The organism is Pseudoalteromonas piscicida (assembly GCF_002208135.1).
Lineage (GTDB): Bacteria > Pseudomonadota > Gammaproteobacteria > Enterobacterales > Alteromonadaceae > Pseudoalteromonas > Pseudoalteromonas piscicida_A.
In genome coordinates, this window is the sequence record NZ_CP021647.1 from 146,546 (window position 1) to 167,714 (window position 21,169).

16 protein-coding genes and 2 pseudogenes are annotated in these 21,169 nt (G+C 44.1%); 7 read left to right on the forward strand and 11 right to left on the reverse strand.

Features of this window, described 5'->3' with window-relative positions:
* The first annotated feature begins 118 nt into the window (after nucleotides 1-118).
* Nucleotides 119-889, forward strand: coding sequence for a kinase (locus B1L02_RS19195; RefSeq protein WP_088532414.1), 771 nt, complete (start codon nucleotides 119-121; stop codon nucleotides 887-889).
* A 34-nt stretch (nucleotides 890-923) separates the two neighbouring features.
* Here the strand turns inward: B1L02_RS19195 and B1L02_RS19200 are convergent, their stop codons facing one another.
* The 9 genes and pseudogenes from B1L02_RS19200 to B1L02_RS19240 form a co-directional block, all read right to left on the reverse strand.
* A complete protein-coding gene (locus tag B1L02_RS19200) occupies nucleotides 924-1,772 on the reverse strand; it encodes a Tim44 domain-containing protein (protein WP_088532415.1) in 849 nt (282 codons plus the stop codon).
* Between the two features lie 145 nt (nucleotides 1,773-1,917).
* Nucleotides 1,918-2,636: pseudogene (locus B1L02_RS25225) on the reverse strand (DUF3379 family protein).
* Nucleotides 2,629-3,150 carry a sigma-70 family RNA polymerase sigma factor gene (locus B1L02_RS19210; RefSeq protein ID WP_088532416.1) on the reverse strand — a complete coding sequence of 174 codons (522 nt, stop codon included), beginning with the start codon at nucleotides 3,148-3,150 and terminating at the stop codon, nucleotides 2,629-2,631. The pseudogene B1L02_RS25225 and the gene B1L02_RS19210 overlap by 8 nt, the downstream one beginning before the upstream one ends.
* A 155-nt stretch (nucleotides 3,151-3,305) precedes the next feature.
* The gene (locus tag B1L02_RS19215; RefSeq protein WP_088532417.1) at nucleotides 3,306-4,937 is read right to left on the reverse strand and encodes a BatD family protein; all 1,632 of its coding nucleotides are present in this window, start codon (nucleotides 4,935-4,937) and stop codon (nucleotides 3,306-3,308) included.
* Complete coding sequence (locus tag B1L02_RS19220) at nucleotides 4,931-6,940, reverse strand: vWA domain-containing protein (protein WP_088533131.1); 2,010 nt, start codon at nucleotides 6,938-6,940, stop codon at nucleotides 4,931-4,933. Before B1L02_RS19220 ends, B1L02_RS19215 begins: the two co-directional genes overlap by 7 nt.
* 7 nt (nucleotides 6,941-6,947) lie before the next feature.
* Nucleotides 6,948-7,931, reverse strand: coding sequence for a vWA domain-containing protein (locus B1L02_RS19225; protein ID WP_088532418.1), 984 nt, complete (start codon nucleotides 7,929-7,931; stop codon nucleotides 6,948-6,950).
* Entirely contained in the window at nucleotides 7,924-8,355 is a 432-nt protein-coding gene (locus B1L02_RS19230; RefSeq protein ID WP_088532419.1) for a DUF4381 domain-containing protein, read from the reverse strand. Before B1L02_RS19230 ends, B1L02_RS19225 begins: the two co-directional genes overlap by 8 nt.
* Complete coding sequence (locus B1L02_RS19235; RefSeq protein WP_088532420.1) at nucleotides 8,356-9,309, reverse strand: DUF58 domain-containing protein; 954 nt, start codon at nucleotides 9,307-9,309, stop codon at nucleotides 8,356-8,358.
* Between the two features lie 4 nt (nucleotides 9,310-9,313).
* Nucleotides 9,314-10,269 (reverse strand): annotated as a pseudogene (locus B1L02_RS19240) (AAA family ATPase).
* 268 nt (nucleotides 10,270-10,537) lie between these two features.
* Here B1L02_RS19240 and fadI point away from each other — a divergent pair.
* The 5 genes from fadI (at nucleotide 10,538) to B1L02_RS19270 (ending at nucleotide 16,838) form a co-directional block, all read left to right on the forward strand.
* Nucleotides 10,538-11,848: an acetyl-CoA C-acyltransferase FadI gene (fadI, locus tag B1L02_RS19245; RefSeq protein ID WP_088532421.1), complete on the forward strand. Its 1,311-nt coding sequence runs from the start codon at nucleotides 10,538-10,540 to the stop codon at nucleotides 11,846-11,848.
* Complete coding sequence (gene fadJ / locus B1L02_RS19250; RefSeq protein WP_088532422.1) at nucleotides 11,848-13,950, forward strand: fatty acid oxidation complex subunit alpha FadJ; 2,103 nt, start codon at nucleotides 11,848-11,850, stop codon at nucleotides 13,948-13,950. The genes fadI and fadJ overlap by 1 nt, the downstream gene beginning before the upstream one ends.
* Nucleotides 13,951-14,871: 921 nt before the next feature.
* Nucleotides 14,872-15,438 (forward strand): elongation factor P hydroxylase, encoded by a 567-nt coding sequence (locus tag B1L02_RS19260; protein ID WP_088532424.1) that lies wholly within the window; start codon nucleotides 14,872-14,874, stop codon nucleotides 15,436-15,438.
* Nucleotides 15,428-16,549, forward strand: coding sequence for an ATP-NAD kinase family protein (locus tag B1L02_RS19265; RefSeq protein WP_088532425.1), 1,122 nt, complete (start codon nucleotides 15,428-15,430; stop codon nucleotides 16,547-16,549). The genes B1L02_RS19260 and B1L02_RS19265 overlap by 11 nt, the downstream gene beginning before the upstream one ends.
* 13 nt (nucleotides 16,550-16,562) lie before the next feature.
* Nucleotides 16,563-16,838 carry a YfcL family protein gene (locus B1L02_RS19270; RefSeq protein ID WP_088532426.1) on the forward strand — a complete coding sequence of 92 codons (276 nt, stop codon included), beginning with the start codon at nucleotides 16,563-16,565 and terminating at the stop codon, nucleotides 16,836-16,838.
* Between the two features lie 334 nt (nucleotides 16,839-17,172).
* Here B1L02_RS19270 and B1L02_RS19275 read toward each other — a convergent pair whose 3' ends face one another.
* On the reverse strand, nucleotides 17,173-18,405 hold the full coding sequence (locus tag B1L02_RS19275; RefSeq protein WP_088532427.1) for an NRAMP family divalent metal transporter: 1,233 nt from the start codon (nucleotides 18,403-18,405) through the stop codon (nucleotides 17,173-17,175).
* Nucleotides 18,406-18,526: 121 nt separating this feature from the next.
* Nucleotides 18,527-19,390 (reverse strand): HDOD domain-containing protein, encoded by an 864-nt coding sequence (locus B1L02_RS19280; protein ID WP_088532428.1) that lies wholly within the window; start codon nucleotides 19,388-19,390, stop codon nucleotides 18,527-18,529.
* A gap of 186 nt (nucleotides 19,391-19,576) precedes the next feature.
* On the opposite strand from B1L02_RS19280, the gene B1L02_RS19285 reads away from it, so the two are divergent.
* Nucleotides 19,577-21,133: an AbgT family transporter gene (locus B1L02_RS19285; RefSeq protein WP_088532429.1), complete on the forward strand. Its 1,557-nt coding sequence runs from the start codon at nucleotides 19,577-19,579 to the stop codon at nucleotides 21,131-21,133.
* Nucleotides 21,134-21,169: the final 36 nt, after the last annotated feature.

A 21,169-nucleotide genomic window follows, 5' to 3' on the forward strand; every position in this document is an offset into this window, starting at 1 on the left:
ATACAAAAGATATATTCTTATTTATTAATTGTAAATTTTTAGTGTCTTTATTTTCTGGTTTTATAAAGTGGTGATCGAAATGGCTTTGGCTTATAAGTTAAAGAATAGGATAGACAAGATGATTTCAACTGGAAGCTTCTCATACCCTTTATTAGTAGGAGTTTCTGGCGTTCAGGGCTCTGGTAAATCAACACTAAGCTATTCTCTTTGTAAGCAACTTAGGGAAGTTGGCATTACCTGTAAGTGTGTGTCGCTTGATGATTTTTATTTAGACCCAGAAGAGCGGGCAGTGCTTGCTTCAAAGTTTCATCCGCTGTTTCAGCAAAGAGGCTTGCCTGGTACTCACAATCTGCAACTATTACAAGATGTTATAGACAGATTTAAACGCGGCGAAGCATTCACTTTACCTGCATTTGATAAATCAGTAGATAGGAAGTTGCCAAATTCAAAATGGCGAAAAGTTGATGCGGGTTTACAGGTACTTATTATCGAGGGGTGGTGTATTGGTGTGGAGCCGCAGCCTAACGATGAGTTAGCATCTCCCGTTAATCAATTTGAGCAAGAATTTGATAAAGACGGTTCATTTCGCCTAAAAGTGAACCAAATTTTATGTGAAAAGTATCAAGCTATTTTTTCACAATTAGATAGTCTCATTTATTTAAATGGAATGAGCTTCGACAGAGTATATCAGTGGCGCCTGCAACAAGAGCATATGCTCAAAGCATCGACAGGAAAAGGGATGAGTGATGAGCAAGTTAGACAATTTATTCAGCCATTTCAACGCCTATCTGCGTGGGGAATGCAAAGCTTACCAAAAATCGCAGATATTGAAGTGTGTTTGGGAGAGGGTAGAGAAGTGCTGAAAATAAACACTCAGCTTGGTGAATAAACAAGCTGAGTGTAATTTTGCTAAAATTGACGAGTTAGGCTGCTAGCTCTTCAACACCTACGATTAGCCAAGGCGCATCTCCTGTCGTTTTACGCTCTAAATGCCATATTTCGTGGATAGGTTCTTCTTGCATGTCGCCTAGGTCACGATATTTACCAGTAAACTTAATGCTTACTTCCCAGACGTCAGGATGTGTATCTGCACGGACTAACTCAGCGTCAACAAACATCACTTCAGTGTTAACGTCGCCTTGCTGCTCTCGCTCACGCTTGAACTCTTCAACTAGCTCTGGACTCAAATATTCAGAAACTGTCGAAAAGTCGTTGTTATTCCATGCTGTTTGGATGGTGTGATAATGTTGTCTGGCACCTTGTAGGAAGCCATTAATATCAAAATCTTTAGGCAGATTCATAGGCACGCTACTTGCGCCAAAACCGCCGCTGATTGGCCCTTGACTTTGAAACTGCTGGGGTGGTGGAGTATTGTTGTAGCCACCCATAGGCGGAGCACCGGCATAACTTGGCTGCTGTTTTCTTGCAAGCATGCCCTTAACCAATTTGAAAATTAAAAAGGCAGCAGCTGCAAGCAAAATCATTTCAAGGAATTGAAAACCCTCAAAATCATCGCCAAGCATCGCGGCAATTAGACCACCAGCTAGCAAGCCGCCGAGTACACCGGCCATAATACCTTTTTTACTCGATTTAGGCTTTGCTGTAGATTTTGCATTTAATGCTTGTGTATCAGTTTGTTGCTTTTGCTGAGTCGTTTGCGTTTGCTGCGTTTTACCTGAGCTCTTACTACCAAACTTCTTTCTCGCTTCAGCATTAAAACTGGCTGTAAATAAAAAAGAAACAAGGGAAAGTAACACAATGAAATGTTTCATAAAGTTCCTATATACCAAAATAACTGCCGCCATTGTAAAGAACTAACATGGCTATTTAAATAGGTATGTACCTCAATTAAATTTGTAGTTTGTGAGGTTTAGTAAGGATATTGAGACACCGCCCCAAAAGAGTGGGGCGGTGGCGTTATAACCAGCGTAGTGAGCTTGTCACTTCTGATTGGAAGGTTTCAATCGGCGTGCCTCGGTTTGCCACCAATATGGTGTTTGCTTTACCATCATGAGCAATTAAGCCCTCAAATCGGCTATCACCAAAACTGTCTTTGCCGTCAATCGTACTTTGTTGACCAGCTGGCACGACAAAAACCGTGAGTGGACCAAACTCGGATTGCATAACCAAGTGAAGGCTTTTTTGGCCTTTAAAATTACAAAATGTCGCATAAACCACTTTACCCGGCAAGTTGTCGAACTTACCCCAAACATCGCGAGCTTCTCGTTCACGGTTTGCAGTGACACCGTTTCTTGCTTTTGCAGTGCATTTTCTTCGTAATACACATGAGCAAGCGCATGTTCACCGGTATCGACAGGGTGTCCAAAACCACCAAAGTAAAAGACCACGGCGGCAAAAAATACACTGGCTGCAATTGCAAATGGTGCAGTAGCGCGTCTAAACCAAGACATTTTCACTACTCTGTGTTCTTCCGTTTCGAGCTCCTTTTGCTTTGTAATTATCTTGTCAGCTAACCCCTCAGGCACATCTATATCGAGTGATTTTCCCAAGAAATCGTCAAAGGCTTGCATTTCATCTACCAATGCTTGCAACTCTGGTTGCTGTTCGGCCTGTTTTTTGACCTCTTCATCATGAGGATCAGCAACGAGGCGGCGTCGAAATTCGAGTTCATCCATCAGTTTGATGCCCCTTTATTGGTTCATATTCAGTCATTAAAGCGTCTTTCAGCTGGTTGCGAGCACGGTATAACCTTGTCATCACCGTGTTTTTATTCAGCTCAAGTATATCGGCGATTTCATCCCCAGAACATCCCATCACTACTTGCAGTAGCAGTGGTTCACGATATTCTGGTGCTAAGTTGGCTATTTGTCGCTGCACAACGGTTTGCTCCATTGCATCATCCAAAGCTGAACTGGTATCGTCGACCAGCGTATCTTGTTCAACCTCCGCGTAGTCAAATTGCTTGCGCTCAAAACGACGTGCATTTTCTCGTCTTAAAATAGTTAATAACCAAGGCTTTGCTGCATTTTCATCTTTTAATGAATCAAGTGCGCGCCAAGCCCGCAAAAAAGTTTCTTGTACTAAGTCTTCTGCTATTGTCGGATCGCCAGACAACCAATAAGCGAACTTATATAGCTCTTTGTGGTACATCCGAACCAGTGACTCGTAGTGATGTTGTTTACTGGCCATATCTATGAGACCTATCTTTTTGCAGGTTTATTTCAACAAAAACTCATTTTATTTTAGTTGATTTAGGGAGTGCATCTCACTCCAGCATAAATGATCTGTTAATTAGTTACTAACAAATCCAGTTCTTATTGCAATAAAAAAGCGCCCTGAGGCGCTTATTGGTATAGATTGCCTAAATTTTGGCTTTCATTTGTGTGAACCATGCTTTTTACACTGGTTTTAATTTCACCATATAGTTGAGCCAAGTCTACTTTTGCGTTATTGCCTCCATACAGCGAGCTTTGTAGCGTTTGTACCTGTGCTCGCAATGAATCAGGTTGGAGTGCTAGCCATTGTGTCATGGTGATATTTTGTTTTTTGGTATAGCTCAGTAGCGCTTGGTAAAAGCCTGCTGGATTATTTTGCTTAACCGCTTCTGCAAACGAAATTAAAGGTGTTGGATTTTCATCAGTTACCTTAGTTGTTATCGGGTTTGCGGCCGGTTTTGATCTAAGACGCCATACTAGTAATGTTATTAGCCATAATGTGTATCCACCAGTGGCGAGTCCCCACATCCACAGCGGGATAACGTGCTCTGTGATCACGTTGGTTTGCGTAGCCGTTGATGGATTTACGCTTGGACTTGAAAGCGGCTGCGGGATCGGAGCGGCCTGTGGTAAGGCTGGCTGATTTGGGTCATGAATCACGCTGACAGACTTGCTTGGTAATGTCGCAATCTCTTCACGTTTAGTGATGGTATTAAACCAAGGTAGTTTTACTTCGGGCAGTGCAAAATCACCTGCAAGTTGCGGTAGGTAGGCAAATGAAATAGTTAACTGTGAGATGACTTTACCATCTCGGGTAATTTGCTTACGTTCTGACGCGTCTGGATAAATTCTAAACCCATTAACGTCTTCAAGCTGAATCTCAGGAAGCTGCTCTTTAGTAACACCTACTGCAGTGAGTGTTAGTGTTCGCGTGATGGGCGTCCCAACCATAAACTCGGCATCTTTGGGCTGCCATTCTTCAGAAAAATTCAAATACTCACTTGGTAACCAGTTGTCAGCAGCGCTAGCTGGGATAGGGGACACTGAAAAGTCGATGGTATTGCCAACCGCAGAAGTCGCCATTCTACGATAGCCATCTCTGATCTGGCCGTTAAAGATCGGCGGCTCTATGCTGAAGTCACCACTTTTTTGTGGTTGGATCATATATTCGCGGGTGAGCACCATGTAGCGTCGGCCATCAATAACTTCGTATTCTTCATTGGCTTTGCCCAATTGTGTGAAATTAGCGCCATCCGAGATTGGGGCACTCAATTGACCATCTAGTAATTCTTTTCCCACATAGAGCTTAACAGTATAAAGGGCAGCCTGTTGGACATATAGGTTTTTTGTCTTGAGTTCGGTTTTTACGAATATATCTTCGCTTTGCTGCTTATCATCACGAGCGACAACTTTGATTTCAATCGGCTGGGTCGTTTCACCATCTACCTCTAACGCAGGAATGGTGTAAGTACCCGGAGTGCGAGCAACGAGCTGCATTTGCCAGGTAGTAGAGCTTGAGACGCTTCCATTAATGATACTGGTTCTAGAGCTGGTATTCACAGGGCTGGTGATAAAGTCGTTACTAAGGACTGAAACATCAGGAATGGTGCCTTTGACTTTGCCCTCAGCGATAATCGACAACGTGAAATATTCACCTGCGAGCACCGGGTTTTTGTCTACGCTTGCTGTGAGATTTTCCAATGCCAACGAGGCGTGGCTTAATATCAACAAAGACAGAAAAAATAGAATGCGTTTTACCATGATTTTTCAGCTCCTCTTGGTAGACGTCTTTGCTTGCGTTGTTGTGCTTCTAGTTGCATTTTATTTCTCAATAATATGGCTGGATCATCAGGCACCTTTCTAAGAAGTTGATTAAGCTGCTGCGCTTTTTCAATTTCTTCAGGGGTAAGTGGCCGACTATCTTGCATCATTGCTGCCTGTGCTTTTTCTTCATCCTGCGGTGATTGTTCGGGATCTGGCATTGGCGCAGCTTGTGCTTGCTCTTGAGTTTGTTCCTCGGCTGCATGCTGGTCTTGGCGAGCAGCATCTAGCTCTGGTTCGTTATTGTTTTGTTCTGACTCGCTTCCTGCTTGTGGAGTCTGCTTGTCTTGCTGACCTTGTTGGTCCTGCTGACCTTGTTGGTCTTGCTGACCTTGTTGGTCTTGCTGACCTTGTTGGTCTTGCTGACTTTGTTGGTCCTGCTGACCTTGTTGGTCCTGCTGATCTTGTTGGTCTTGCTGACCTTGTTGGTCTTGCTGACCTTGTTGGTCTTGCTGACCTTGTTGGTCTTGCTGACCTTGTTGGTCTTGCTGACCTTGTTGGTCTTGCTGACCTTGTTGGTCTTGCTGACCTTGTTGATCTTGCTGACCTTGTTGATCTTGCTGACCTTGTTGGTTCTGCTGATCTTGTTGATCCTTTAATAACGCTTCGACTAAGGCCTTGTTGTCCTTTGCTTGTGTAAACTCGGGGTCTTGAGACAATGCATTTTCGTAGGCAGAAATCGCTTCATCTAGCTTACCAAGCCTGGCTAGCGCATTACCTAAATTGTATTGACCCTCTGCAGAGCTTGTTTGTTGAAGTGTTTTTACCGCGCTTTCATAATCTCCGGCTTTATAAAGGGCGGCGCCTTTTAGTACCGGGTTATCGGCAAGCGCAGCCTCATCGAACGCATTATTTTGATAGGCCTGTAGTGCGTTTTGGTCGGTATTTTTAAACCACTGTGTCCATTCATTCGCCAGCGCTTTTTGCTGCGGCAACATAGCAAAAACAATCAAAGCACTGAGCATAACGGCGTGATTTCTAACCAGTAGCAGTGCGAGTGGAATAAGTGCAATCAGTAGATATATTCCAGCATCTACTCGCCACTTTGCACTTTCTTGGTCGCGTTTAACCACCGATGTATTTGCACCCAAGTTAGGCTTAAATGTCTCGATGTCGCTATCGTCGGCTGTGTAGCTGGCAAACTTTCCACCCTTTACTCTCGCGAGTTTTTCAAGTCGAGTCGGGAATAACTTTGGTACGACTATCTGACCATATTGGTCTTTTAAAAATCCGCCTTCAGGTAATTTGATTGGTGCACCTTGCGCCGTGCCTAAGGCATAGATACTTAGCTTAAATGGGCTGTCAGAAAGGAGTTTTTGTACATCTTCAGCGTCTTCTTGTTCAAGTCCATCGGTTACCAAAATAATGTCACCATATGTTGCACTTGCACCTGTTAACAGGCTAACGGCTTCTTCGATGCCTGCATACACGTTAGAGCCTTTTGAGGGCATGATCTCTGGACGAAGGCTTGGGATCAAATTCTCAAGTGTGGTGACGTCCGTTGTGAGTGGTGACACGGTAAAGGCATCGCCTGCATAGGCAACTAAACCCGTCTCACCTTCTTTAAATAGCTTGAGCATATCTAAAGTTTTAAATCTAGCTTGCGTTAAGCGGTTTGGCGTGAGATCGGTTGAGTACATAGAATAAGACATATCGAGCACTAATACTCTAGGTGCCTGCGTTTTAAATACCGGAACATCTTGTTTTTCAATACTCGGTCCCGCAACCGCAATAATGGCCAACAAAAAGAACACAATACCAAGCCAAGAATTACTTTGGTTTTGGTGTTTTTGACCTTCGGCTGCCATCACCACCTTCATCAAGTGCGGCGCGATAAGTTGTGCTGATTGCTGATTGGACTTTTTGGACCATTGCAATGCACTGTATATCACCCAAGGAATAAGCAGCCAAAGCAGATGTGGGCGAATAAATTCAAATTCCATCATATATTTACCCTCTTAATTTTGTTCTTAATACGACACTTAGCCGAGCCATAAAAAGCAAGCAGAGTATCGCAAGGAGAGGAATATAAAACAGTGAAATCTTAGGACGAAAAGTCTGTGTTTCATCACTTATCGGTTCTAGCTCATCAAGCATCGCGTAGATCTGTTGTAGGCTTTCCACGTCTTTTGCACGAAAATATTGCCCGCCGGTTTCTTTGGCGATATGCTGCAATGTTTTCTCGTCGATACTACTACCAGCCATGGAGTTAAAACCGAATAAACCAAAACCACGTCTACCATCAGAGCCAACGCCAACTGTATAAATTTTAATGCCCTCTTCACGGGCCAAGATCAGTGCTTCTTCTGGTTGAAGGTTACCAGCGGTATTTTGACCATCGGTCAACAAAATCAAAATCTTGTTACTTTGTTCACGTTCACCAAAACGCTTTACCGACAAACCGATAGCATCTCCAATCGCTGTGGCGCGTCCAACTAAACCAATTTGTGCCTCACTAAGCATTTGACTAACCGTTGCTAAATCGCGGGTGAGTGGTGTTTGCAAAAACGCCGTGTCACCAAACAGGATAAGTCCCAGACGATCTCCTTGGCGCGCTTCGATAAAGTCGCTAACAACGGCTTTGACAACAGACAATCTGTCCACTAAGCGACCTTGGTATTCCATATCTTGTTCAGTCATTGAAGCCGACAAGTCGACGGCAAGCATAATATCTCGTCCCTCATTTGGCACAACGATTGGGTCGTCAAGCCAAGTCGGGTTTGCCGCAGCGGTTACCAGTAGTAGCCAGATGAGTGTCTCCACTAGGCTTACTTTTGCGCGCTTATTGAGTTGATTTGTGCTCGCGAGTTGCAACTTTGCGGCACTTGGCATTCGAATATTGATGTTCGTCTGCGCAATACTTGGTTTAAACTTCGCAATTAGCCAAGGCAGAGGTAACAATAAAAAGGCAAGGGGCCAGCTAAATTCAAACATCGAGACGCTCCTTCACTTTGAAGGTACTAATCGCACGACATAGTTTATCGCTGAGTGCGGGGTCTTGAGTCGGTGCATATAACGAGTCGAGCTCTTGCTGAGTGAGTTCAACGCGTGTGAGTCTTGCTTGCAGAGTTAACCATTCTTGGCCCGACTTACTCGCAGCGGTATCACCGTAATAATGTTTTACTAAACGTTTGAGTATGGTGTGTAATGTTTGGGCATTATCCTGCGAATGACTCAGTTTTACGGCTTCCTTTTTTGCCTTTAAAAATTGCTGGCGACGATACAATAGCCAACACGTAGCCCCAAATATTGCGAGTAGCACACAAACGGCTCCCCACATTGGATAAGAAAGTGGCCACCAGCTCACGCTTTGAGGGATGACCACATCATTAAGCTGGTCGAGTGGATTGACTTGCATTTAACCCCTCATGATTTGTAATTCGATTGGTAAAGACGCGTCGTACTTTTGTAACGACATACCAGAGCGCTTAAGTAGCGCTAATCTTCGATTGAAAAAGTCAGACGCATTTTGCGAGAATTTGTCTCTAAATTGCTTGTCCATCAAGGGCAGTGTCCAGTTTTGTTCACCTGCTGAGACCTCGATCGCTTGATTGTATTCAGGAAGATGATGCTCAAAAGGATCACTCACCATACAGCCAATCACTTCGTTATGGCGAGTGGCACGCTCTAGCAATTTAAAGCTTTCATCATTTAATTCCGTAAAGTCCGAAATAAGGTAAATCAGGCTGCCGGGTTTGGCCAGGTGCACAAGTCGTTTTAAATTCTCATTGAAGCGATCCCCTGAGGGTTGGATCTCTTTTTGAATCAACGCTTGCTCATGTAGCGCGCAAAATTGGTGAGCCAGTGCAAGCACCCCACGGTCGCGAGCAATCGGTTTGAGCTCGTGGTGATTGCTGTCATTAAATACTACACCACCAACACGGTCGCCGCGTTGGCACGCAGCCCAAGACACCAAAATGCCTAAGTGCGCCGCAAGCACTGACTTAAGTAACAGCTTTGAACCAAATAGCATGCTCGAGGAAAAGTCACAAAATACAAAAACGGGGCGCTCTTTCTCTTCTTGAAAGAGTTTCGTGTGTGCTTCACCGGTACGTGCGGTAACTCGCCAGTCAATGGCACGAATATCATCACCATACTGGTATTGTCTGACTTCAGCAAACTCCATACCCCGACCTTTATGCGGTGCAAGGTATTGACCTGATTGAGCACTTTTCACTTTTCCTCTCGGTTTTAGCGAAAGTAAATGCGCTTTTGACTTATAAAAAAGTAACTCTTTCAGGCCGAGTTCGACACCATTACTGTGGCTTTCATTAAACCAGCTGGCTGAATTAAACTGCTTGATGTCGTTCATAGTCTTATGGAACAGCAACCAATTCTAAAATCTTACTGATCACCTGATCTTTGGTGATCCCATCCGCTTGTGCTTCATAACTCAGCACGATACGGTGGCGTAGCACGTTATGCACCACAGCTTGAATATCTTCAGGTGTGACAAAGTCTCTGCCTTGTAGCCAAGCATGAGCGCGAGAACATTTATCAAGGGCAATCGTTGCTCGAGGACTTGCGCCGTAATCAATCCAGCTCGCAAGCGTTGCATCAAAGCGTTGTGGCTGTCTGGTCGCAATAATCAATTGCACAAGATATTGCTCTAGTGGCTCAGCAAGATGCATGCTTAGTACGGTTTTACGGGCCTCAAATAGGGTTGCTTGACTAATTGGTGTGAAGGTTGCTTGGTACTCCTCTAACGCCTCGCCACGAGTGAGGCGTAAAATATCGACCTCGGTTTCTGCATCCGGATAATCGATATTCAGATGGAGTAAAAAGCGGTCAAGCTGCGCTTCAGGTAGCGGATATGTACCTTCTTGTTCAAGCGGGTTTTGCGTTGCCATTACCATAAATAGCTCAGGTAACGGATACGTTGTTTTGCCAACGGTTATTTGGCGCTCGGCCATTGCTTCTAGTAGCGCTGATTGCACTTTGGCTGGCGCTCGGTTGATTTCGTCAGCCAAAATCAAATGATGAAAAAGCGGGCCTTTCTCAAACACAAATTCGTTGGTTTGTTGGCGATAGATATCTGTACCAGTTACATCAGAAGGCAATAAGTCGGGGGTAAATTGGACCCGTTGAAAGCTACCTTCAATGCCTTTAGCCAGTGCGTTTACTGCACGGGTCTTAGCGAGACCTGGGGGCCTTCCACCAATAAATGACCATCTGCTAAAAGCGCGATAAGCAAGGATTCGGTCAGTGCACTTTGTCCTAAAATTTGGGTATCTAAATATTCTTTTAGTTGAGAAAACTCGTTTACTGCCATGAGACTGCCTTTTAAGCCGACAAAAATAAAAATAGTTATATGGACGCTGAATGAATAATCAAGTTGATTAGACCCATAATTTTAGAAAAGTTCATAAATTTTAAATAACAATTTCAAATACTTTGAGATTGCTTGAAAAAACATCTAAAGTTGGTTTTCACGGTTTAAAAAGCGGCCATTTCGTGCTTTGCTATTGGCAACTTCGATTTGGTTGTTTAGAATCGGAGGAAATTAACAGGTCAGACCTGTCAGCGGGAGAGCAAAATTCATGTCTGAACAAAACATACTAAAAACATCAAAAGGCGACCGAATCGCTATCGTGAGCGGCCTGCGTACGCCATTCGCAAAGCAAGCTACCGCTTTTCACCACGTTCCAGCCTTAGATTTAGGTAAAATCGTCGTCAACGAAATGCTTGAGCGTTTGAACTTCGATCGTAAAGAAATCGACCAACTGGTATTCGGCCAAGTTGTACAAATGCCTGAAGCACCGAACATTGCGCGTGAAATTGTGCTTGGCACTGGCATGCCAGTTTCTGTTGACGCTTACTCTGTATCACGTGCATGCGCAACCAGTTTCCAAGCGATTGCTAACGTTGCAGAGAGTATTATTTCAGGCCAAGTGAGTGTCGGTGTTGCTGGTGGTGCAGATTCTTCATCTGTGTTACCGATTGGCGTGAGCAAAAAGCTTGCAGGTAGCCTTGTTGACTTGAACAAAGCACGTACGCTTAAGCAGCGTTTACAGATTTTCTCAAAGCTAAGACTCAAAGACTTATTACCAGTGCCACCGGCAGTTGCAGAATACTCGACTGGCTTATCAATGGGGCAAACCGCTGAGCAAATGGCTAAGACTCACGGCATCAGCCGTGCAGATCAAGATGCGATGGCGCACCGCTCACACACCTTAGCTGCAAAAGCATGGTCAGAAGGCCTGTTAAATAACGAAGTGATGGCTGCCCATGTTGAGCCATACAAAAGCTTTATTGATAAAGATAATAACATCCGTGAAAACTCATCCTTGGAAAGCTACGCCAAGTTAAAGCCTGTATTTGACAGACAGCACGGCTCGGTAACTGCAGCAAATGCAACGCCACTTACTGATGGTGCGGCGGCAGTATTAATGATGAGCGAAAGCAAAGCCAAAGCGCTTGGCTACGACATCTTAGGTTATGTGCGTAGTTTCGCCTTCTCTGCAATCGGCGTACACGAAGATATGTTGATGGGTCCTGCGCATTCAACACCTGTAGCACTTGACCGAGCGGGTATTACACTTGCTGATCTTGATCTGATAGAAATGCATGAAGCTTTCGCAGCGCAAGCGCTGGCCAATATGAAAATGTTTGGCTCAGACAAATTCGCGCAAGAAAAACTTGGTCGCAGTAAAGCAATTGGCGAAATCGACATGGATAAGTTTAACGTGCTTGGTGGTTCACTTGCATATGGTCACCCATTCGCAGCAACCGGCGCACGCTTGATCACGCAAAGCCTACATGAGCTTAAGCGCCGCGGCGGTGGTCTTGCATTGACAACTGCCTGTGCTGCAGGTGGTCTTGGAGCAGCATTCGTATTGGAGAGCGCATAATGTCAGTATTTTCTTATGAATTAAACGACCATAAAGTCGCCATCGTTACAATCGACGTACCGGGCGAAAAAATGAACACTCTACGTGATACATTTGCTGATGAATTATTAGAGATCATCGCAAAGAGTAAGCAAGACGACGTAACGGGTATGGTTTTTATCAGTGGTAAAGACGATAACTTTATCGCTGGGGCAGACATTAAAATGCTAGACAGCGCTAAAACGCGTGAAGATGCGTTAGCGATTTCGGAAATGTGTCATAAAACCTTCTTTAAATTGACTGATTTACCATTCCCAACCGTTGCGGCGATCCACGGTGTAGCACTGGGTGGCGGCTTGGAGTTTGCGCTGGCTTGTGATTACCGCGTTTGTACTGACGACAGCAAGACTAAACTGGGTCTTCCTGAAGTACAGCTTGGTCTATTACCAGGTGGTGGCGGTACACAGCGTCTACCGAAATTAGTTGGTATTCAAAAAGCACTTGAATGGATGCTAACTGGTAAACAAGTTAGACCTAAGCAAGCGAAAAAAGCGGGTCTAGTTGACGATTCCGTACCGCACAGTATTTTACTTGACGTTGCGGTGAAGCTTGCCAGAAAAGGTAAGCCTAAGCCTCGCAAGCCGAATTTAGACAAAATTAGCCAGTTGCTAGAGTCTAACCCGTTCGGACGCAATATCATTTTCAAAAAAGCACAAGAAAATGTTGAGAAGAAAACGGGTGGTCACTATCCTGCGCCTATCGCTATCATCAAAGCGGTACGTGCATCTGTAGAGCTGGACAAGCTTAAAGGTTATAAAACCGAAGCCGAGGGTTTTGCTGATTTAGTGATGTCTGAAGTCTCGCGAGCGCTACGTGGGATTTTCTTTGCGACAACGGAAATGAAAAAGGATTTCCAAGGTGAAGATCTTGCTCCTGTGAAGCGTGTTGCAGTGCTCGGTGGTGGCTTAATGGGCGCTGGTATTACCCATGTTAGTGCGGTTAAAGCAGGTACACCGGTACGTATTAAAGATGTTGCGCATCAGGGTATTAGCAACGCACTAAATTACAGCTATAAGATTCTTACCAAACGCCAGAAGCGCCGTATTATTTCAAAGGCAGAGATGCAATCAACTTTGAATATGATCACGGGAACAACGGATTACTCTGGTTTTAAACACACAGATATGGTGATTGAAGCTGTATTTGAAGATCTAGACCTTAAGCAGTCGATGGTGGCGGATATCGAGCGCGAATGTAGTGAAAATACGATATTTGCGAGCAACACGTCATCATTACCAATCGGTCAAATCGCGGCAAAAGCGACGCGTCCTGAAAACGTAATTGGTTTGCATTATTTCTCGCCAGTAGAAAAAATGCCGCTGGTGGAGATCATTCCGCACGACACCACCTGTGATGAGGTTATTGCGCGCACGGTGGCTTTTGCTCGTAAGCAGGGGAAAACACCAATCGTAGTAAAAGACAAAGCGGGTTTTTACGTAAATCGTATTCTGGCACCTTATGTTAACGAAGCGGCAAATCTTTTGCTTGCCGGTGAGCCGATAGAGAAAATCGATCAAGCTTTGGTTGAGTTTGGTTTCCCTGTTGGTCCTCTTGCGCTTCTTGATGAAGTAGGTGTAGACATTGGCTCTAAGATTGCCCCAATCCTAGAAAAAGAACTAGGCTCTAGATTTAAGGCGCCAGATGCTTTTGCACGTATGATAGATAGCAAACGCCTAGGTCGCAAATCTGGTCGTGGTTTCTATACCTATGAAGGTAAAAAAGGCAAGCAAGTGGACGACTCTGTCTATGAGTTACTCGGTGTTAGGCCTTCTCCTAAGTTGAATAAACAAGAAATCGCGAACCGCTGCGTTGCACAGATGCTCAATGAGGCAGCGCGCTGTCTTGACGAAGGTATCATTCGTAATGCAAGAGATGGTGATATCGGTGCTATTTTTGGTATTGGTTTCCCTCCATTCTTGGGCGGTCCATTTAGTTATATGGACAAAAAAGGCGCTAGCAAGGTGTGTTCAGAGCTATCAACATACGCAGCTGACAACCCTGTATTTACCCCTGCGGAGCCGCTACTTGCAATGGCTGAAGAAGGCAAAGCTTATTACGAGTAACGATACCAATTTATCTAGGGCCTGTTGACCTTCGCTGTTTGATTTTTGTTCTTCTGAGTGTGTTTTGATCGCGACGCTCGACTTGCCGCCTAGTAATCTAGGCAAAAGTTGAGCAACAATGAACAAAGCGCACTCAGGTGAACCCAAAGGGCAGCGCTTGACTGGCATTTCTACTGTGTTATCGCCAGGCTTACATAGAATGACTATGCTACGCAGGCTTTGCCTTGTATAAATACCAGTCAAACTGCTGCAAAAACAAACTTGAAAGATCAACAGGCCCTAATACTCGCTTAAAAATATCCTATCTGTAAGCCGCTGTAATGCGGCTTTTTTTTCGTTCTTAGGTCAAAAATTAATAGTTGTAATGGTATGTAATTTTCGTGCCATCGTCATGGATTCTACAGCACCTAGACAGCCTCTAATACCAGTTGTATTAAGTAAATGAACTATTTTGAAGCGTAGGAATAGCTTTAGTAGCTCCGCTCTCGCTTCCTGCTACCGCCAAGGTACCTATATCCATATAGGCGAGGCAAAAATTTTGCTATTTAGTTGTTCTAAATAAGAAGTTTTTAACGAAGCTAATATGCTATTTCACCCTTCAAATTGATTAGACAATTAATTCAATTGGTATAATTTTATCTTTTGTTTACTGCGGCCTAGGGGTTGCTGTGTTTGGACTGACATTCAGCATTGGCGTGACAGGATATGAGCTTATCGGTGAAAGCTTTAATCACAATCGGTGTTTTTAAGAAGCTGATTTAGCCTTCTATGAGTCGAAAAATTCAGGTCGAGATCGTGCTTCGCTTTATATTGCCCCGCGCAGTTCTTTAGACAAAAAGGCATAGTCTAAAACGAGATCTTTTACTTTAGCCGCTAAAAACTTTACAATTTGCGCCCAGTTTAGACTTGTGGCGGATGTTGATGCATAAAATAGAAGACCTCATTGCTGTTTTTAATGGGTTATTCCTGCACACGCTCAACACGGAGCTGGTAGTGGGCGACGATGAACCTATCTATCTACCTGCAAATGAATCACACCCTCATCACCGCATTATTTTTGCTCATGGCTTTTATGCTAGTGCTTTGCATGAAGTTGCACATTGGCTCGTTGCGGGTGAAGCACGTCGGCAACTCGAAGATTACGGCTACTGGTATTGTCCCGATGGACGAGATAAAGCGCAGCAGCTCGAATTTGAAAAAGTGGAAGTGAAACCACAAGCGATTGAGTGGGCGTTAAGTGTCGCGGCTGGTTTTTCATTTAATGTTTCCGTTGATAACCTCAATGGTGAACAAACTTGCCGTTTCAGCTTTCAACAACGGGTGCATCAGCAAGTGCTAGCTTTATTAGAAAGCGGATTCAATACCAGAACGACTCAACTGCTCAACGCATTAAGCAATTTTTATAATACACCTTGGCCGTTACGCCAGCAGCAATTTAACTGGGATATCCCCACAGAGCTAAGCATGGAGTTTGACAATGCAATTTAAGCTTGGACTTATTATCAACCCTTTGGCTGGACTTGGTGGGAGCGTTGCACTAAAAGGTAGCGACGGCCTAGAAACAGCCCAACACGCGTTGGCGTTAGGTGCAGAGCCTCGCGCTAATCAGCGAGCAAAAACGGCTTTGACACAACTGCTTCCACATCAAGATAACATTGAAATCTTTACTGTTAACGGTGAGATGGGTGAGCGTACGGCAAAAGAGCTGGGTTTTAACACCCAAGTGATTTACCAAACTCAAAGCACAGCAACTCGTCCTGAAGATACAGAGACTGCAGCGCAAAAAATGCAACAGCTCGGTGTCGATTTGATTTTGTTTGCTGGTGGCGATGGTACTGCCCGCAACATTTGCCATGCGGTGGGTGATTCGTGTCCTGTACTTGGGATCCCAGCAGGGTGCAAAATTCATAGCGGCGTATACGCTATAACGCCAAAAGCGGCAGGTAGAGTCGTTGAACTTTTGGTTACCGGAGAGCTTGTCTCCATTGGTGAAGCCGATGTGATGGACATCGATGAAGCTGCATTTCGTGACGGGACAGTGCGCGCCAAGCGATATGGTGAAATGCAAGTGCCGACCGAGCTGAGATATGTGCAGGCGGTGAAAAACGGCGGCAAAGAAAGCGATGAGCTGGTGTTGGCAGATATCGCCGCCTATGTGGTTGCCGAAATGGAAGAAGACGAAACCTATATTATGGGGTCTGGTTCTACCGTTGCGGCAGTAATGGAAGAAATGGGACTTGATAATACGCTATTAGGTGTTGATGTGGTGAAGGATCAAGCGCTGATCGCACAAGACCAAACCGCGCAGCAACTATTGTCGCTTGCAGGTGATAAAACAAAGCTAGTGATCACGTTAATTGGTGGGCAAGGGCATATTTTTGGCCGCGGTAATCAGCAGCTAAGTCCCAACCTCATTAAAAAAATCGGCAAAGATAATATTATCCTCATCGCCACAAAATCGAAATTAAAGGCCTTAAATGGTCGTCCTTTAATTGCTGATACCGGTGACGAACAACTTGATGAGTCTTTAGCTGGGTTTATTAAGGTGATCACCGGATTCAATGACCATGTAATGTACGCCATAGGCCATCAAGAATAATTTAGGAATAAATATGTCATTAGTAGAATATGTAGAGAAAGCGCAGCAGTTTTTCGATGAGCTTGTAGATAGAGCGAGTGATGATGAGCTATTTGCCGGCGGCTATTTACGCGGTCACTTTGACTTAGCGGTAGGTTATGCACAAGTAGAAGAAGCAGATCTTTCGATTGAAGAGTTAAATGCCAAAGTTGAAAGCAGCTTAGTAAAAGCATACCGAAATGGTGAGCTAAATGACGATGATAAAGCGCATGTGGTTTCTATTTGGGAGCAGGTGCAAAATCTAAAATAACCGCTCCTCACCTGAGTGTAGCAGATGCTAGGGCCTGTTGACCTTTGCTGTTTGATTTTTGTTCACCTGAGTGTGCTTTGATCGCGACGCTCGACTTGCCGCCTAGTAATCTAGGCAAAAGTTGAGCAACAATGAACAAAGCGCACTCAGGTGAACCCAAAGGGCAGCGCTTGATTAGCATTTCTACTGTGTTATCGCCTGACTCACATAGAATAACTATGCTACGCAGGCTCTGCCTTGTATAAATACCAATCAAACTGCTGCAAAAACAAACTTGAAAGATAAACAGGCCCTAGAAGTCTAATTTGCATCTGCTACTCAGCCTCGCTTGGCTTTACAGCAAAAATCGCCAATAGATGAATAACAGTGCAAAGCCCACTAAATAAGCCAGCCCCAGTCCCGTTAAAATCTTGGTGTACATTGGTTGACGGCGATAGATCTCACCTTTCACTAATCCTAAATTCATCCAAGCAAAGATGGGAGTAGTGACAAACGCTGAACTCATGGCAAACATCAGCATGCTCTTTAAGTCGGCTTTAAAAAACAGCACCACGGCCATACCAAGCGTTGCTTGTAGCAATAGTATGAACCTATAACTCTTTTTCGTTGTGTTAGGTCGTAACAGCTCAAGTGATTCACTTAGCACTCGGGAGTATCCGTCTAACACCGTGATCGTTGTTCCAAACATACACAAAAATGCGACGCCTGCAATTAGCCATCTGGCCCACTCACCAATCGTATTTGCATACATATCTATGAGCTGCTGTGAGAAGGCAACACCTGCAAGCTCCACCGGCTTATCTTGGCCATATTGCATTAGCATACCGAGTAAACAAAAAACGACTGCAAGACCCAGTGTAACAAAATATCCTACCTTAAAATCCAGTAGAATTTGGCTACTTGTTAATTGTTGTTTGGCCAGCTTCGTTTTTAGCCAAGCGGAATTAATGGCTGAAATTTCGATTGGTGCAGGCATCCAACCCATTAAGGCAACTAAAAAGCCCAGTAGTGCGATGTCATAGGGGGAAGTTGGATTAATGGGTGCAGGGTGAGCAGGTCCATTATTGGCCGCAATGGCGAGTGCTATGACCGTGGAAATGGTCAAAATTATCATCACCCATTTGCTAGTCACATCAAGTATTTTGTAATGCCCAATCAGTAAGATCGCCAAGCAGCTAGCCAAAAGCATAAAGCTTAACAATTCAATATTAATCGAAAATGGTAGCGAGTAGTTCAAGAGACTAGCGGTAAGTAATAGCACGCCCGCGGTATTTACGATAGCTGCGAAAATATTGAGCATTACAAAAACTTTAAATCCAAAGCGGTAATGCGCTTGATAACCTTCGGCGACCGTATGCTTCGAGTGGCTTGTGTACTCTACAGCATATTTGAAAAAGGGGTATTTGAGCAAATTAACGACAACAATTAGCCAAATCAATTGGCTACCAAATAGCGCTCCAGCCTGAGTTGACGAAACTAAATGTGAACCGCCGATCGCAGCAGTTGCCATTAATATTCCAGGCCCAAATATGGAAAATTTGCTTTTAAGAGATAGCAGCGCTGGCAATGTAAATTCCTTAACTCGTTGTTATTATAATTTTGCTGCCAGTCTACGAAGTTTTAAGAATTGCCGCAACACTGTCGTTAAGTTGCATTTACAAGTTGTTTTGGGTGTGAAAAACAGGACGCTAACCCGTTGCTTCATCCTGCTCTAAGAAGTATTCATCTAGGTCTTCTTTGATGTCCTGATAATCATCTTCATCTAAATTTAATACCCTCAATACATCCGCTTTCATTAAGTGCCAATCAGGCGCTGCAACAAACCGTTTATTGATGTGAACAAAATTTTCCGCCATTTTTAACGCTGCAAACGCTAATCTCTGTTCTTCGTCTTTACAGTTACCCAAAAACTCTGGGTCATGATGGCATAAAATCATCTGACAAATACTTTGCGGCAAATTCCAAGAAGCTGCCAGGAAATAGCCGATAATGGCATGATTGGTCTCGTACTTTTCTTCCTCGTGCTCGACTAACAACTTGTCATAATCTTTGTTGGCGGCAATAAGCGTTTCGATATAATCGGGGTATTTTACTGCCATAGCAGCAATCCCTGCGTCGTGAAATAAACCAAGTAGGTGCAGGTTTTCGATAGGGACACGTGATTTAAGTTTATTACCAATTACCATTATGCTATCCGCGATATCAGAAGCATTATCCCAAAATCGCTCCAAACTGATACAACACTTGCGTTGGTCAAAAGTTTGTTTGAGCAAAAAGCCTGTTACCAATTTACTGATAGAGTCTAGACCAAGAAAGACGACGGCTTGTTTTACATCAGTTACCGTTCTAGCCAAGCCGTATAGGGGCGAATTGATGATTTTTAACACCGCGGCCGAGGTGCTGACATCATGAGCGATGATTGTAGCAACATCGTTTAGATCTGGATCTGATGCAGCGAGTGCTGCTTGTAGCTCGCTTATCAGCGCGGGTTTAGGTGGTAAATTAAAACCATGTTTGACGTCAGCTAACACTTTATCGTCTAGATCTATCATCTAAAAATCCTTCATTTCAGACATATAAAAAGCATAGCGTAAATTCTTTGTTGAACACTGACTTGAGACAAAAAAGTGCCAACTCGACTACTAATTCGGCAAAGTGTCTCGCCAATAGGCACGTTTTCTTGCTTAACATGTAAATATTAAGTTATGGTTAAGCAATTTTTTTCTTAGGGCAATGATATGCACGAAACACAACAAGCGAACTCGCAAAACTCTGCGATCACCCGTTTTCTAAACGGGATAGAGCGGGTGGGGAATAAACTCCCTGATCCTGCAATCATTTTCTTATCAGCAATGTTGCTGATCTGGTTGCTATCTTGGTTATTTTCTGGCGTAGAATTTAGCGCTATCGATCCGAGAACTAATCAGGCGATTGTCGTCCACAATTTACTAGACCCACATGCGCTTGCCGGATTTATGGCGACGATGGTGAAAACTTTCACTGGATTTGCGCCATTAGGCGTGGTGCTAGTTGCTATGCTAGGTGTGGGTGTTGCTGAACATTCTGGCTATATTAATACTGGCCTGAAAATTATGCTTAAGCGTACACCTCAGGCACTACTAACTCCTTCTATTATTCTTATCGCAATTGTAAGCCACACCGCAACTGATGCTGGATACGTATTAGTGATACCACTTGCAGGTGTTATCTTCTATGCGATGGGAAGACACCCTCTTGCGGGTATCGCTGCGGCATTTGCTGGTGTGAGTGGCGGATTTAGTGCGAACTTTATTCCGTCAGGTATTGATCCCTTGCTACAAAGCTTTACGCAAAGTGCAGCACAGATCATCGACCCAGAAATCGCGATTAACCCACTCAACAACTGGTTTTTCACCTCAGCATCGAGCTTATTCATTATTTTATTAGGTTGGTATATCACCGATAAAATCATCGAGCCAAGATTAAAAGCAACAGAAATTGACGGCGATACAGAGAGTTTACCTTCGTTTGATGAGATCACTAGTAAAGAAAAAAAGGGCTTTGTGGTAGCGTCAACGGTGATGCTAGCAGGTATCGCGTTATTGGTTTATGCATCAAGCGGTGAAGACTCTGCACTACGCAGTCCGTCTGGCGCTTTAACTGATTTTAGTGCGCCGTTAATGCAATCAATTGTGCCACTTATTTTCCTACTGTTTTGGATCCCAGGTGCGGTATACGGCTTCGTTGTCGGCACATTCAAAACCTCAAAAGACATGATTGACGCCATGACTAAAGCCATGAATAGCATGTCTTACTATATTGTTATGGCATTTTTCTGTGCGCTTTTCATTAGTGCCTTCAGCCATTCAAATCTGGGCGCGCTGCTTGCCATTGAAGGGGCTCAAGTATTAAAAGCATTGGCGCTGCCAAGCTATGTTACTGTGGTTGGTATTATCTTCCTGACTGCATTTGTAAACCTATTTGTGGGGTCAAGCTCTGCGAAGTGGGCGTTGCTGGGGCCGATTTTTGTTCCAATGCTAATGCAATTGGGGATTTCACCTGATTTAACACAAGCGGCATATCGTGTTGGTGACTCTGGCTCAAATATTATCACTCCACTTATGCCTTATTTCCCACTGGTTGTGGTTTACTGTCAGAAATACGTTAAGTCGACAGGGATAGGTACATTGATAGCGATGATGTTGCCTTACTCAATTGCCTTTTTGATTGGTTGGAGCATCTTCTTATTGATCTACTGGATGCTTGGTATTCCGCTAGGTCTACAAGCGAGTTATGCATATCCAGCTGGTATGTAATTTGAGGTTTAGTAATAAAAAGCGCTGTTCAGTGAA

Coding starts and splice junctions, on each gene's coding strand:
- B1L02_RS19195 (WP_088532414.1), top strand. CDS start 119: ATGATTTCAACTGGAAGCTTCTCATACCCTTTATTAGTAGGAGTTTCT.
- B1L02_RS19200 (WP_088532415.1), bottom strand. CDS start 1,772: ATGAAACATTTCATTGTGTTACTTTCCCTTGTTTCTTTTTTATTTACA.
- B1L02_RS19210 (WP_088532416.1), bottom strand. CDS start 3,150: ATGGCCAGTAAACAACATCACTACGAGTCACTGGTTCGGATGTACCAC.
- B1L02_RS19215 (WP_088532417.1), bottom strand. CDS start 4,937: ATGGTAAAACGCATTCTATTTTTTCTGTCTTTGTTGATATTAAGCCAC.
- B1L02_RS19220 (WP_088533131.1), bottom strand. CDS start 6,940: ATGGAATTTGAATTTATTCGCCCACATCTGCTTTGGCTGCTTATTCCT.
- B1L02_RS19225 (WP_088532418.1), bottom strand. CDS start 7,931: ATGTTTGAATTTAGCTGGCCCCTTGCCTTTTTATTGTTACCTCTGCCT.
- B1L02_RS19230 (WP_088532419.1), bottom strand. CDS start 8,355: ATGCAAGTCAATCCACTCGACCAGCTTAATGATGTGGTCATCCCTCAA.
- B1L02_RS19235 (WP_088532420.1), bottom strand. CDS start 9,309: ATGAACGACATCAAGCAGTTTAATTCAGCCAGCTGGTTTAATGAAAGC.
- fadI (WP_088532421.1), top strand. CDS start 10,538: ATGTCTGAACAAAACATACTAAAAACATCAAAAGGCGACCGAATCGCT.
- fadJ (WP_088532422.1), top strand. CDS start 11,848: ATGTCAGTATTTTCTTATGAATTAAACGACCATAAAGTCGCCATCGTT.
- B1L02_RS19260 (WP_088532424.1), top strand. CDS start 14,872: ATGCATAAAATAGAAGACCTCATTGCTGTTTTTAATGGGTTATTCCTG.
- B1L02_RS19265 (WP_088532425.1), top strand. CDS start 15,428: ATGCAATTTAAGCTTGGACTTATTATCAACCCTTTGGCTGGACTTGGT.
- B1L02_RS19270 (WP_088532426.1), top strand. CDS start 16,563: ATGTCATTAGTAGAATATGTAGAGAAAGCGCAGCAGTTTTTCGATGAG.
- B1L02_RS19280 (WP_088532428.1), bottom strand. CDS start 19,390: ATGATAGATCTAGACGATAAAGTGTTAGCTGACGTCAAACATGGTTTT.
- B1L02_RS19285 (WP_088532429.1), top strand. CDS start 19,577: ATGCACGAAACACAACAAGCGAACTCGCAAAACTCTGCGATCACCCGT.